This window comes from Actinomycetota bacterium (assembly GCA_016700055.1).
Taxonomy (GTDB): Bacteria; Actinomycetota; Acidimicrobiia; order Acidimicrobiales; family Ilumatobacteraceae; genus Kalu-18.
The window spans coordinates 2,380,352-2,393,413 of the sequence record CP064997.1; the positions used below are offsets into that span (position 1 = coordinate 2,380,352).

9 protein-coding genes are annotated in these 13,062 nt (G+C 70.7%); 4 read left to right on the top strand and 5 right to left on the bottom strand.

Annotated features, from left to right (window positions below; genetic code table 11):
- Nucleotides 1-7: 7 nt before the first annotated feature.
- Nucleotides 8-1,111 carry an alcohol dehydrogenase catalytic domain-containing protein gene (locus IPM43_11530; GenBank protein QQS24046.1) on the bottom strand — a complete coding sequence of 368 codons (1,104 nt, stop codon included), beginning with the start codon at nucleotides 1,109-1,111 and terminating at the stop codon, nucleotides 8-10.
- A 125-nt stretch (nucleotides 1,112-1,236) separates the two neighbouring features.
- On the opposite strand from IPM43_11530, the gene IPM43_11535 reads away from it, so the two are divergent.
- The gene (locus IPM43_11535; protein QQS24047.1) at nucleotides 1,237-1,638 is read left to right on the top strand and encodes a phage holin family protein; all 402 of its coding nucleotides are present in this window, start codon (nucleotides 1,237-1,239) and stop codon (nucleotides 1,636-1,638) included.
- 13 nt (nucleotides 1,639-1,651) lie between these two features.
- Here the strand turns inward: IPM43_11535 and treS are convergent, their stop codons facing one another.
- Complete coding sequence (gene treS / locus IPM43_11540) at nucleotides 1,652-4,987, bottom strand: maltose alpha-D-glucosyltransferase (protein ID QQS24048.1); 3,336 nt, start codon at nucleotides 4,985-4,987, stop codon at nucleotides 1,652-1,654.
- Nucleotides 4,988-5,086: 99 nt separating this feature from the next.
- On the opposite strand from treS, the gene IPM43_11545 reads away from it, so the two are divergent.
- Entirely contained in the window at nucleotides 5,087-6,511 is a 1,425-nt protein-coding gene (locus IPM43_11545) for an NAD(P)/FAD-dependent oxidoreductase (protein QQS24049.1), read from the top strand.
- A gap of 121 nt (nucleotides 6,512-6,632) precedes the next feature.
- Nucleotides 6,633-8,267 (top strand): DUF2510 domain-containing protein, encoded by a 1,635-nt coding sequence (locus IPM43_11550; GenBank protein QQS24050.1) that lies wholly within the window; start codon nucleotides 6,633-6,635, stop codon nucleotides 8,265-8,267.
- Here IPM43_11550 and IPM43_11555 read toward each other — a convergent pair.
- Entirely contained in the window at nucleotides 8,258-9,811 is a 1,554-nt protein-coding gene (locus IPM43_11555; protein ID QQS26442.1) for an AMP-binding protein, read from the bottom strand. The genes IPM43_11550 and IPM43_11555 overlap by 10 nt on opposite strands.
- A gap of 55 nt (nucleotides 9,812-9,866) precedes the next feature.
- Entirely contained in the window at nucleotides 9,867-11,075 is a 1,209-nt protein-coding gene (locus IPM43_11560; GenBank protein ID QQS24051.1) for an amidohydrolase, read from the bottom strand.
- 85 nt (nucleotides 11,076-11,160) lie between these two features.
- On the opposite strand from IPM43_11560, the gene IPM43_11565 reads away from it, so the two are divergent.
- On the top strand, nucleotides 11,161-11,937 hold the full coding sequence (locus IPM43_11565) for an SDR family oxidoreductase (GenBank protein QQS24052.1): 777 nt from the start codon (nucleotides 11,161-11,163) through the stop codon (nucleotides 11,935-11,937).
- 15 nt (nucleotides 11,938-11,952) lie between these two features.
- On the opposite strand, the gene IPM43_11570 is transcribed toward IPM43_11565, so the two are convergent.
- Entirely contained in the window at nucleotides 11,953-12,960 is a 1,008-nt protein-coding gene (locus tag IPM43_11570) for a survival protein SurE (protein QQS24053.1), read from the bottom strand.
- Between the last annotated feature and the right edge of the window lie 102 nt (nucleotides 12,961-13,062).

A 13,062-nucleotide genomic window follows, 5' to 3' on the forward strand; every position in this document is an offset into this window, starting at 1 on the left:
CCGGCGGCTAGAACGTGAGCACGCCGCGAGCAACCTGGCCGGACTCCATCTCGTGGACCGCGTCCTTCCACCGTTCGACGGGATAGGTGGACGTGACGAGCTCGTCGAGCAGGATCTCCCCCCGGCGGTAGAGCTCGACGATGCGGGGGATGTCACGGTGCGGCGAGATCGTGCCGTATCGGCAGCCGACGATCCCGCGGTCCACCTGGGTGAGCCTGCCGTACAGGCCCTTGAACTCGGCCGTCTGGGACGCGACGCCGATGACGACGACGGTGCCTTCCCAGTCGAGGCACTCGAGTGCGTTCCATGTGACCTGGGGATGCGCGACGCAGTCGAATGCCCAGTCGACCCCGCCGGAGTTGAACGCGCCCCGCACCGCGGTCGCGCTCGCGGGGCGGATCGCACCGACTGCGTCGACGAGATCGTCGCGCTTGCCGTCCAGGAAGTGGGTGGCGCCGAACTGCCGCGCGAGGGCTTCCTTATCGGGCATCGTGTCGACGGCGACGATCGTCGTCGCGCCCTGCACCTTCAGCGCCTGGATCACGTTCAACCCGACACCTCCGACGCCGAACACCACCGCCGACTGGCCGCGGCGCACGTTCGCCCGGTTGAACACGGCGCCCATGCCGGTGACGACACCGCAACCGACGAGCGCGGCAGACGTGAGCGGCACGTCGTCGGGGATCTTCACGCACTGCACGTCGCGCACCACCGTGCGCTCCGCGAAGGCGCTCGTGGCGGCGAAGTTGTAGATCGGCTCGCCGTCGAGCGTGAACGGCTGGCTCCAGTTGGCGAGGGTGGCCCGGCACGCTGTCGGCCGCCCGTCGGCGCAGTGCTCGCACATCCCACAGGCCGAAAGGGTGGCGACGATCACGTGGTCGCCCGGCGCGACGTTGGTGACCGCGCCGCCGACCTCGGCGACGATCCCCGCCGCCTCGTGGCCGCATACGCCGGGAGAGGGCACCGGGTAGAGACCCTGCATGTACGACAGGTCGCTGTGGCAGAGCCCGGCGGCGCCGATCTCGACGATCACGTCGCGCGCGCCGGGCGCGCGCAGCGTCAACCCGTCGACGAGTTCGGTCGAAGTGCCGTCGTAAACGATGCCGCGCATGGCCGTGGTGCCCCTCTTGGTGGTCGAGTCCTACCGGTTTCTGACTGTACGTCAGATGGTAGATCCCCCTAGGAGGTGACGGCGTGCCTTAGCATCCCGCCCGACAACTGACCTAGGAGGCCGCATTGGTCCGCTTCTTGATCTCCACCGCCTTCTTGCTGGCCGCCAACGCCATCGGGCTGCTCGTCGCCAATGCGCTGCTGGAAGACATGGACATGACTGCCGGTGCCTTCGTGCTCGCCGTGCTCATCTTCACCGGAGTCGTCATCCTGGTGCGACCCTTCATCATGAAGATGGCAGTCAGGTACTTCGAGGCGCTGATGGGGGGCTCGGCACTCGTCGCCACGCTTGTCGGGCTGATCGTCACGAAGATCTTCGTCGACGGCTTCCACATCACGGGGCTCGGAACCTGGGCCCTCGCGACGGTCATCGTCTGGGTCATCGCGATGTTGGCCGGGGTGCTGCTGCCGGCGCTGCTCCTGAAGCGCACGGTGCAAGAGGGCGCGCAGCGCAGAGCCAACTCCTAGCGCCGCGCCGCATTCAGTCGGGGTTGGCCAAGCGCTCCAGGGTCTGCAGCGGCACCTCGATCCACACCGGGCGTCGGCCCAGCGCGTCGAGCAGTTCTTGCACCGCGCGCTCGACGACGAACGCGTCCAACAGGGTCGCGAGCTCCTGCGGTCGGTCGGCGCCGAACGACCGGGCCCCGGGCTCCTCGATCCAGCCGCGCACGACCAACGCGCCCGCCCAGCGTGACCACGAGGCCAGCCATCCGCGTAGATCGGTGTACGCCGCGGAACCCTGCTCGACGACGCCGCGCTCGGTCTGCTGGCGCAACGTGTGCGCCGAGGCGTGTTCGATGCTGATCAGGACCCCGGCCACGTCGCGGATCGGGGGGCGCATGCGCAGGCGCTCGAGGCTCTCGCCGTTGGCGCTCGCGAGGTCGACGAACGTGGCGTCGCCGCCCGACAGCAGAACCTGGCCGAGGTGCGCGTTGCCGTGCGTGCGGGCGATCAGGATCTCGAACCCGGGCTCGCGCAGCGGGAGCAGCTTGTCGAGCAGCGACGCCTCCTGGCCCGCGAGCGCGACGACGCGCTCACCGAGGCGGTCGGGCAGCTCGCGCGCGCGGCGGCCCGCAGCGCGCAGGCCTTGGCGGGCGGTGTTGCGAAGTGACTGGTAGGTGCTGCGCCGGTCGAGCGCACCCAGGCGGATCGTCGACTGGCCGGGCACCGCGGCCAGCGCCTGGTGCAGCTCCAGCAGCCTCCGCCCGATCTGTTCGAAGGTGACGCCGAACGGTCCGAGCAGATCGCCCGCACCCTCGGGGATCTGAGTGGCCAGCTCGATCGGGGAGAGCCAGCGACCCTGCTCCGCGGAGATGTCACGCGGCGGGTCGGCCATGGCGCGCTCGGCGAACCGCGCCAGCTCATCGAGGGTCGCGAACCAGGCGTCGACCGCACCGGGCACGATGCACTGCGCGATCATCACCGTGCGCGCCGGCCCGCCGGCGTCGGGCTTGTACTCCAGCGTTCCCGCCAGAGTGGGCACCGGAGCCGGTCTCTCGGCGCCGGCCCGCCCGAGGAGCGCGTCGAGCTCGCCGGTGCCGAGGCGGTGCTGGACCTTCGCGATCACCGAGTCGCCGTAGCGCAGCGAGGTGTGCGATGGGCCGGCCCGCACCACGGTGGCCGGCAGCAACTCGACGCGGCGCGGTCCACGGGTGACGGCGTGGGGCAAGAGCGGCGCCTCGGGCCGACCGGTGAGCACTCCGGTGCTGCCCTCCACCAGCTGGGCGCGAGCGGTGAGCGCGAGAAGGCGGCTGGCGAACGCGGGTAGGCGCGTCGCGTCGACGAGCATGCCGCTGCGCCGTCTCTTGGAAATCACGTCGAGGTGCGCGAAGGCCGCCGCGCGGTCGTGCTCGACGAGGACGTTGCCCTCCTCGTCGTTCACGAAGGCCAAGGAGACGACGTGGTCGCTGACCGTCCCGTCGGCTCGCTCGACGCGGGCGATGAGCAGCACCCCGGCGTCTACGTCGAGCGCGTCGAGCACCGACAGTTTCTCGATCGGCGAGGCAGCGAGCTCGCCGGGATGCCACCAGAGCAGGTGCTGGGCGAGAACGGGCTCCAGGCGTCGCAGGTGGGGCGGAGCAAGGACGTCGGTCCACGTCTCGTGCACCTGCAACCGGACGAGCTCGGGCCCGTCGCCGCTCACCGCCGGTTCCGGACCGGAAGGGCGCAGGTGCTGGGGCCTCGCCTCCAAGGAGAACCAGAAGCACTCGTGCGGACCGAGGGTAAGTGGGTAGTCGCCGTCGCCGATCCAGGGGAAGGCCGTGCCGTCGGTGAGCTCGACCGGGGTGAGGCCGGCCCATGGCGACAGGTCGAGGCTGCACGGTTGGGGATGGCGGGAGAGGTTCGCGACGACGAGCAGTCGCTCGTTGTCGTCGTGGCGCACGAACGCGAGCACCTTGGTGTTGTCCGGGTGCAGCATCTCGAGTCGGCCGCGTCCGAGGACGGGGTGCCGTCGGCGCAGGGCGATCATGCGCTTCATCCACCACCACAGCGAGCGCGGGTTGGCCATCTGCGCCTCGACGTTGACCGTCTCGTAGTGGAACTCGGGATCGATCACCACCGGCAGGTACAACCGTTGGGGATTGGCCTCGCTGAAGCCGGCATTGCGGTCTGGCGACCACTGCATCGGCGTGCGCACGCCGTTGCGGTCGCCGAGGTAGATGTTGTCGCCCATGCCGATCTCGTCGCCGTAGTAGATGACCGGTGTCCCCGGCAGCGAGAACAGCAGGCTGTTCATCAGCTCGATCAACCGGCGGTCGTTGCCGAGCAACGGGGCGAGCCGGCGGCGGATGCCGAGGTTGACGCGCATGCGCGGGTCGGCCGCGTAGGCGCGGTACATCGCGTCACGCTCGTCGTCGGTGACCATCTCGAGCGTCAGCTCGTCGTGGTTGCGCAGGAACATCGCCCACTGGCACGGGTCGGGCAGCTCTGGCGTCTGGTCGAGGATGTCGACGATCGAGAAGCGGTCCTCCTGCGCGGCGGCCATGTAGAGCCGTGGCATCAGCGGAAAGTGGAAGTTCATGTGGCACTCGTCGCCGTCGCCGAAGTAGGCGGCCGCGTCCTCCGGCCACTGGTTCGCCTCGGCGAGCAGCATCACCCCGGGGTGGGCGCGGTCGAGGTGTGCCCGCAGCCGGCGGAGGAAGTCGTGGGTCTCGGGGAGGTTCTCGCCGTTCGTGCCATCGCGCTCGAACAGGTAGGGCACCGCGTCGAGGCGGAAGCCGTCGACGCCGAGCGCGGCCCAGTCGTCGAGCACGCCGAACAGTGCGTCGGCGACGAGCGGGTTGTCGAAGTTGAGGTCCGGCTGGTGGGAGTAGAAGCGGTGCCAGTAGTAGGCGCCGGCCTCGGGATGCCACGCCCAGTTGGAGTTCTCGAAGTCCGAGAAGATCACCCGCACGTCGCCGTAGCGCTCCGGCGTGTCGGACCACACGTAGAAGTCGCGCTCTGGGCTGTCCGGCGGTGCGGCGATCGCGCGACGGAACCAGGGGTGCTGGTCGGAGGTGTGGTTGATGACCAGCTCGGTGATCACCCGCAGCCCCCGCGCGTGTGCCTCGTCGATCAGGCGCACGACGTCGTCGCGCGTGCCGTAGTCGGGGTGCACGCCGGTGTAGTCGGCGATGTCGTAGCCGTCGTCGCGCAGCGGCGAGGGGTAGAACGGCAGCAGCCACAGCGTGTCGACGCCGAGATCGACCAGGTAGTCGAGTTTCTCGATCAGGCCGGGGAAGTCGCCCACGCCGTCACCGGTCGAATCGCGGAACGCGCGGACGTGGATCTCGTAGATGACCGCGTCTCGGTACCAGTCGACGGGCCGTTCCGCCATGTGCTCGACCCTACCCGTCACCCCTCGCGCCCGATCCCGCACGCGATCTCGATCCCCGGGCCGGGCCGGTCGCTGCCCGATCCGGGTACGGTGCCTGGCGTGGCCGAACACGATGCGATCGTGGTGGGTTCGGGCCCGAACGGGCTCGTCGCCGCGGTGACGTTGGCCGCGGCCGGGTGGAAGGTGCTCGTGCTCGAAGCCGCGCCGCGCCCCGGCGGCGGCACCCGTTCGGCCGAGCTGATCCGTCCCGAGGTGGTGCACGACATCTGCTCGGCGATCCACCCGCTCGGCATCGCCTCCCCGGCGCTGCGGGAGCTGCCGTTGCAGGCGCACGGGCTGGAGTGGGTGCATCCCGAACTGCCGCTCGCGCACCCTCTCGACGGCGGCCGCGCCGCGCTCCAGCACCGTTGCGTCGGCGACACCGCGGCCGGGCTCGGCGCCGACGCCGCCGCCTACCGCCGCCTCTACGGCCCGCTGGCCGACGCCGGATTCGACCTGACCGACGGCGTGCTGAGCCCGTTGCGGGTGCCCCCGAAGCACCCCGTCGCGCTGGCCCGGTTCGGTCTGCTCGGTTTGCGCTCTGCTGCCGGGCTCGCCCGCCGGCGCTTCGAGGGGGTCGAGGCGCAGGCGCTGCTCGCCGGGCTCGGGGCCCACTCGGTGCTGTCGTTGAGCACGCCGCTCACCGCGGCGTACGGGTTGATGCTCGGCACGCTCGGCCACACCGTCGGCTGGCCGGTGGCGCGCGGTGGGTCACAACGCATCGCCGACGCGCTCGTGTCGCTGCTCGTGGAGCGCGGCGGCCGGGTGGAGTGCGGTGTGCGGGTGGGTTTGCTCGACGAGCTGGCGCCGTCGCGCGCTGTGCTGCTCGACGTGTCACCCCGCCAGGCGGTGGCGATCGCCGGCCATCGGCTGCCGCGCAGGTATGTGGAGCGCCTCGGCCGGTTCCGTCACGGCCCGGGGGTGTTCAAGCTCGACTGGGTGCTGGACGGCCCGGTGCCGTGGACGAACCCCGACGTCGCCCGGGCTGCGAGCGTCCACGTCGGGGGCTCCCTCGAACAGATCGCCGCCGCCGAGGACGAGGTCGCGCGCGGTCGCATCCCCGAGCGGCCGTTCGTGCTGCTCGCCCAGCCGAGCGCGTTCGATCCCACCCGCGCCCGGGGCGGTGAGCACGTGCTGTGGGGCTACTGCCACGTGCCCGCTCGATCGGGCGTGGACATGACCGCCGCGATCGAGGCTCAGATCGAGCGCTTCGCCCCGGGCTTTCGGGACCGGGTGGTCGGCCGCCACGCGATGGGCCCGGCGGCGCTCGAGGACCACGACGCGAACCTCGTCGGCGGCGACGTCACCGGCGGCGCCGGTGACCTGCGTCAGGTGTTCGCCCGCCCGACGCTCGGCCTGCACCCGTGGGCGACGCCGGTGCGCGGCCTGTACCTGTGCTCTGCTTCGACCCCGCCCGGTGGCGGCGTGCACGGCATGTGCGGATGGCACGCCGCCAACGAAGTCCTCCGCCGCGACCCCGACTGAGTCCGCCGCACACTCCTCTCACGCGGGCCGGCCACCAGCGCGAGAGGCCGCAGGACCAGTGGCCCTATGCGTCGTCGCGGCGTCGCCGCACACTGAAAGCTGGAGCGGAGGAGGTGCGGCCATGCTGTCGGCACCGGAATGGCTCGGGGACCCCACGGGACGCCACGTGTTGCGCTACTGGGACGGGACGTACTGGACGAGCGCGGTGAGTGACGGCGGTGGCGCCAGAACCGTCGATGAGCTTGCCGAGCAACCGCCGCCGGCCGTCGCACTCGCCGGCTGGTACCCGGACCCCGCGCAGCGACATCGACTGCGCTTCTGGGACGGAGTGCGCTGGACATCTAAGTCGTGCGACAACGGTGGCGTTGTCGACGACCCGGTCGACTCCGCTCCGCCGCCGTCGGCGACGATCGCCGGTTGGTACCGAGACCCCGCAGGACGTCACAACATGCGCTGGTGGAACGGCGACCTGTGGAGCGCGGTGGTGTCGACGGGGTCCGACGTCACCAACGAAGACGCCGACCCGAGCTGGCCCCCGCCGATCACCACCCGGCTGGCCGGCCCGGCGCCGGTCGGCATGCGTAGTGCCCGCAAGGTCGGGTGGCACCTCGCCGCCAAGATGGTGTTGAAGGCGCAGGGACGCGACCACTGCCCGCGGTGCGGCGGCAAGCTCACCGTCGTCGAGGTGGCTCGTCCCGGTCATCACCTCGACTACACACCCGAGACCACAGACGAGGCCTATCCACCGTGCGCGCACTGTGGCTTCGCGCCGCCCTGGTCGACGCGGGCCGGTCTCTACCGCGATCCGACCGGCCGCCACGAGTATCGCTACTGGGACGGCCAAACGTGGACCGATCGCGTCGCCGACGCGGGCGAGGGCAGCTCGGACCCGGTCGCCGTCTCCCACCCCGACGGCCACATCGCCCCAGCCACGAGGACGCTCGTCATGTCCGCGGCGGTGCAGACCAGGCCCTCGCCCGGAACCTCCCTTGCACCACCGTCGATGCCTGCGGCCGTCGCGGTAGCACCCCCGCCCACCGCCACCCACGGCCCTGTCGCGCCGGCGGCCTTCGTTCCGGCGTACGTCGAGGACGCCACCGCGGCGCAGCGCTTCGGCCTCTTCCTGATGGGCGCGGCTACCTGGATCGTCTTCTACTTCGGCCTGGTCGGAACCGTCGTCGCCGAGATCGTCGTCCAGAACGCCCGCAACACGGGCGGCTCGATATCCGAGACCCTGTTGCGCTGGACGACGTGGGGTTACCGGCTGGAGCCGGCCGGATCCGGCTGGATGCTCGAGCGCTGGATCCCGCCGGTGGCCATCATCGTGGCGCTCGCGGTCATGGCCCTCGGCAACTTGGCGGGTGTCACCCCGCTCAACTCGCTCAACCGGGCCAGGCGGGCGAACGGCTTGCGTGCCAAGCGCTCACGGCGCAGTGACGAGGTGTCGGCCCTGCGACGGAACCTGAGGATGATGCGCGACGCCCGATCCACGAAGCTGCTGCGCCGGCCACCGATCGGCCGCAGTCTGCTCGCGGCTTCGATGGTCGGCTCGATCGGGATGATCGCGCTGGCTTGGTACGCGATCGACAGCGTGCTGCCGCGCAACGATCTGCTCGCCGGGGTAGGCCCGACGATCTGCATCGTCGGCGGGTTGGCCACCCTGCTCGGAGCCGCGCTCGCCTGGCCGTCGCATGATCGTCCCCTGGCCGTCGGGCCGGCGGGCGAGCTGGCGGTCCTCGGCCGCGATCACCCCTGAGCGCGGTCGCGCAGCTCGAACTTCAGCACCTTGCCGCTTGCGTTCACCGGCAACGTGTCGACGACGTGCACGGCGCGGGGAACCTTGTAGTTCGCCATCCGCTCCCGGCACCAGGAGATGAGCACCTCCGCGTCGACGGTCGCGCCCGGACGGGCCACGACGAAGGCATGACCGACCTCGCCCATCCGCTCGTCGGGCACGCCGACCACCGCGGCCTGCGCCACCGCCTCGTGGCCGAGCAGCGCGTTCTCGATCTCGGCCGGATAGGCGTTGAACCCGCCGACGATGAACATGTCCTTCAAGCGGTCGGTGATGTCGATGTAGCCGCGCTCGTCCATCACCCCGACGTCGCCGGTGTGCAGCCAGCCGTCGGCGTCGACGGCCTCGGCGGTGGCGGTGGGGTCCTCGAAGTAGCCGAGCATCACGTTGTAGCCGCGGCACACGACCTCGCCGGTCGAGCCGCGCGGCACTTCGCTGCCGTCGTCGTCGACGACGCGCACCTCGACGTCGTGGATCGCCCGCCCGGACGTGGTGGCGATCGTCTCGGGATCGTCGTCGGCCCGGCACATGGTGACGGTGCCCGTGGACTCGGTCAGCCCGTAGCCGGTGATGATCGTGCGGAACGTCAGCTCGTCACGCATCCGGCGGATCATCTCGACCGGCACCGCGGCGGCGCCGGTCACGGCGAGGCGCAGCGAGGAGAGATCGAAGCGGTCCCGCTCGGGATGGTTGAGGATCGACAGATACAGCGTGGGCGGGCCGGGCAGCATCGTGACGCGCTCGTCGCTCACCTTTTGCAGCACAGTCGGCACGTCGAACACGGCCACCGGGATGATCGTCGCCCCGCGCAGCAGCGCGGCCACGATGCCGGCCTTGTAACCGAACGTGTGGAAGAACGGGTTCACGATCAGGTAGCGGTCTCCGGCGTCGAGCCCGACGATGCCGCTCCAGTCCCAGAAGACGCGCAGCGTCTGCGCGTGGGAGACCATCACCCCCTTCGGCCGCCCGGTGGTGCCCGACGTGAAGATGATGTCGGACAGGTCGTCGGGGGAGCGGGCTTCGACGCGGGCGTCGAGCGCGGCGGGTTCGACTGCGGCCGCGCCGGCGAGGAAGTCGTCCCACGACTGCGTGCCGGGCGGGACGTCGCCGCGGAGCACGACGATGCGCTCCAGCGCGGCCAGCTCCTCGCCGGAGCGCCGCAGAGCGTCGACGTAGTCGTTGCCGAGGAAGCCGTTGACGCACAGCAGCATCCGTGCCCGGCTGCGCCCGATCACGTAGGCGGCCTCGGCACCCTTGAAACGGGTGTTGAGCGGCACGACCACGCCGCCGGCAGCCAACGCGCCGAGCGCGCCGAGCACCCACTCCGCGATGTTCGGGGCCCACACCGCCACCCGGTCGCCCGGATCGAGCCCGGCGGCCATGAACGCGCGCCCGGCTTCGTCGACGCGCGCCGACAGTTCGGAAAAGCTCAGCCGCAGGTCATCGTCGACGAGCGCCTCGGCGTCGCGAAAGCGCGTCGCGGCCGCCCGCACTGCGCGGGAGATGGTGCCGTAGGCAAGGTCGGCGCGTTCGGCGTCCACTGAGTGCGACTGGTGCGGCTCAGGAGAGGTGGTCGATGTGCAGCATCTTGATCGCGTTGCCGCGCAGCACCTTGTACACGACGTCGTCGGGCAGATCGGCGGTCTGCTCGGCAGCCATCTTCGCGGTGTGCGGCCACGTCGAGTCCGAGTGCGGGTAGTCGCTCTCGTACGTGACGTTGTCGACGCCGATCTCGTTGATCGAGCGCAACCCGTGCGGGTCGTCGAAGTAGCAGCCGTACACGTGCCGCTTGAACAGCTCCGACGGCGGCTCGAGCACCTTGTCGGCGATGCCGCCCCAACCCCGGTTCTCGTGCCACACCGTGTCGGCGCGCTCCAAGATGTAGGGGATCCAGCCGATCTGGCCCTCGGCGTAGGCGATCTTCAGCTTCGGGAACTGGGTGAAGAGCCCGCTCATCAGCCAGTCGACCATGCTGAAGCAGCAGTTCGCGAAAGTGAGCGCGGAGCCGACGGCGGCGGGGGCGTCGGGCGAGGTGGAGGGCATCTTCGAGCCCGAGCCGATGTGCATGTTGATGGTGACGTCGGCCTCGTTGCACGCTTCGAAGAACGGCAGCCAGTAGCCGCTGGCGTCGTGGATGCTCGGCAGGTTGAGGTTCGGGGGGATCTCGCTGAAGCACACCGCGTGGACACCCCGTTCGGCGTTGCGGTGAACCTCGGCCGCAGCAGCGACGGGATCCCACAGCGGCACGATGATGAGCGGCAGCAGGCGCCCGCCCGAAGACGCGCACCAGTCCTCGACCATCCAGTCGTTGTAGGCCTTGACGCAGAGCATGGCGAGCTCTTTGTCGGAGGCCTCGTAGAACGTCTGGCCGCAGAAGCGGGGCATCGTCGGGAAGCACAGGGAGGCCTCGACGCCGTTCACGTCCATGTCCTCGAGGCGCTCGGGGACGAGGTACGAGCCGGGGCGCATGTCCTCGTAGGTGATGCCCTTCAGGATCACCTCGTCGCGATCGAGCCCGACCGCGGTGTCGAGCCGGGTCAGCGGCCGGCGCAGGTCTTCGTAGAACCACCAATCGACGGGATCGCCCGCGCCGCCGGGTTCGCCGGGGACGGCGGTGAACTTGCCGCCGATGTAGGACATCTCCTTCACAGGGGCACGCACCACACGGGGGGCGACGTCCGCGTACTTGGCGGGCAGGCGATCCGTCCACACGTTGGGCGGCTCGATTACGTGGTCGTCGACCGAGATGATCTTCGGGAGCTCGCGCATGTGGGCCAGGCTAGCATTGATATCTGACGGTGTTTCAGATTCTGTCCGCAGGGTCCACGGCCCCATCCGCCAAGTCAGGTTGCCCATGACGCTGCACCCAGATGCTTTCCGCCTCGACGGCCGTACGGCGGTCGTCACCGGGGCCGCGCGGGGGCTCGGGGCGTCGATCGCCGCGGCGTTTGCCGCGTACGGCGCCGACCTCGCGATCTGCGACCGCGACGCGGACGGGCTCGCCCGCACCACGGCCGAGGTGGAGCGCCTCGGGCGGTCTTGCGTGTCGGGAGTGCTCGACGTGCGCGACCGCGAGGCCGTCGAGGAGTGGGTCGGCTCGCTCGGGCCGATCCACGTCGTCGTCAACAACGCCGGGGGCACGTTCCACGCCGGGTTCCTCGACGTGAACGAGAAGGGCCAGCGCAGCCTCATCGACGAGAACTTCACCAGCGTCACGAACGTCGTCAGGGCGTGTGTGCCGCACCTCGCCGGCGGCGCCTCGATCATCAACGTCACCTCGGTGGAGGCGTTCAAGGCCTCGCCGGGCTTCGCGGTCTACGGGGCGATGAAGGCCGCGGTCGAGCACCTCTCGCGCTCGCTCGCGCTGGAGCTCTCCGACCGCGGCGTCCGGGTGAACACGATCGCCCCCGACGCGCTCGCCACACCAGGCGACGAGCAGCTGCAGGTGGGCACCGACGACTACGGCGCGAAGCTCGCCCTCGGCTGGGGAGAGCCCGACGACGTCGCCGGCGCGGCGGTGTTCCTCGCCTCGTCGGCGTCGCGCTTCGTCACCGGTACCACCGTGCACGTCGACGGTGGCAGCGACGCCGCGCGCGGCTGGCGCAAGACCGACGACGGTTGGTGGCCCTAGGTACGCCCTCGGTGGCTAGGCCGCGGGGGCGATCGGCGCATTCGCGATGGCGACGAAGCCGTAGAGGAACGCCATCACGTCGTTGGCGGGGTTCGTCAGTGTCGACGTGCAGTCGATCGGCCCGAACGGATCGACGTCCTGGGGCAGCTCGGTGGCATGGGGCACCTCGAGCGGACCGCGGTTGTCGCCCACCTGGCAGGTGGGGATGTTCATGTTGACGACTGCCTCCACCGGGTCGCCCGGCTCGTGAGCCTCGATCGCGTCGAAGTTCTCCTCGATCCAGGCGAGGGTGGCCGCGATCCCGCTCGCGTAGTCCGGCTCGACGGTGTCGTCGGTGATGACGATCCCCTGGCTCACCGCGAGGGCCGGGATGCCCCGCGACGCCGCTGCGCGCGCGGCCCCGACGGTGCCGGAGAGCTCGGCCACGGGGCCGAAGTTCTGGCCGTGGTTGATGCCGGAGACGACGAGGTCGGGCACGAAGTCGAGCCCGCCCTGATCCACGGCCCAGACGATGGTGTCGGCCGGGAAGCCGTGCACCGCGAAGGCGGGGTGCCCGCTGATCGTCGTGTCCTCGGTGGCGGTGAGCGGCCCGGGCGTGGTGCTGCCGCCGGAGCCGGTCTTGTCCTCGAGCGGCACGACCACGGTCACCTCGAACCCGTCGAGCTCATTCAAAGCGGTGACGAGCAGGTCCATGCCGATCCCCTCGATGCCGTCGTCGTTCGTCACGAGGATGCGGATCGGCTCGGGCGCCTCGGTGGTCGTCGGCGCAGCAGTCGTCGGCGCGGCAGTCGTCGGCGCGGCAGTCGTCGGCGCGGCAGTCGTCGGCGCGTCGGTGGCGGGCGCGTCGGTGGCTGGTGCGTCGGTGGCTGGGGCGTCGGTGGCTGGGGCGTCGGTGGCTGGGGCGTCGGTGGCGGTCGCCCCGTCGCCGGAGTCGTCGCCGCCGCAGCCCGCGGCGATCGCCGCCGTGGCCACGAACAGCGCCGCGGCAACGGTGCGCCCGCGGCGCGCTGGCCGTTTCCTCATCTGCCCCATCGATCCATCCCCCCTCGTCGGCAAGGGCGCGCCCGGCGTCCTTCCCCGGCGAAGATAGTGGCAGACGTTCGCCTCTGTTCAACGACGGTGCAC

Excerpts from the sequence above, each read along its gene's own strand:
- IPM43_11560 (QQS24051.1), bottom strand. The coding sequence starts at position 11,075 with ATGCGCGAGCTCCCGAAGATCATCTCGGTCGACGACCACGTAATCGAG.
- IPM43_11550 (QQS24050.1), top strand. The coding sequence starts at position 6,633 with ATGCTGTCGGCACCGGAATGGCTCGGGGACCCCACGGGACGCCACGTG.
- IPM43_11570 (QQS24053.1), bottom strand. The coding sequence starts at position 12,960 with ATGAGGAAACGGCCAGCGCGCCGCGGGCGCACCGTTGCCGCGGCGCTG.
- IPM43_11565 (QQS24052.1), top strand. The coding sequence starts at position 11,161 with ATGACGCTGCACCCAGATGCTTTCCGCCTCGACGGCCGTACGGCGGTC.
- treS (QQS24048.1), bottom strand. The coding sequence starts at position 4,987 with ATGGCGGAACGGCCCGTCGACTGGTACCGAGACGCGGTCATCTACGAG.
- IPM43_11530 (QQS24046.1), bottom strand. The coding sequence starts at position 1,111 with ATGCGCGGCATCGTTTACGACGGCACTTCGACCGAACTCGTCGACGGG.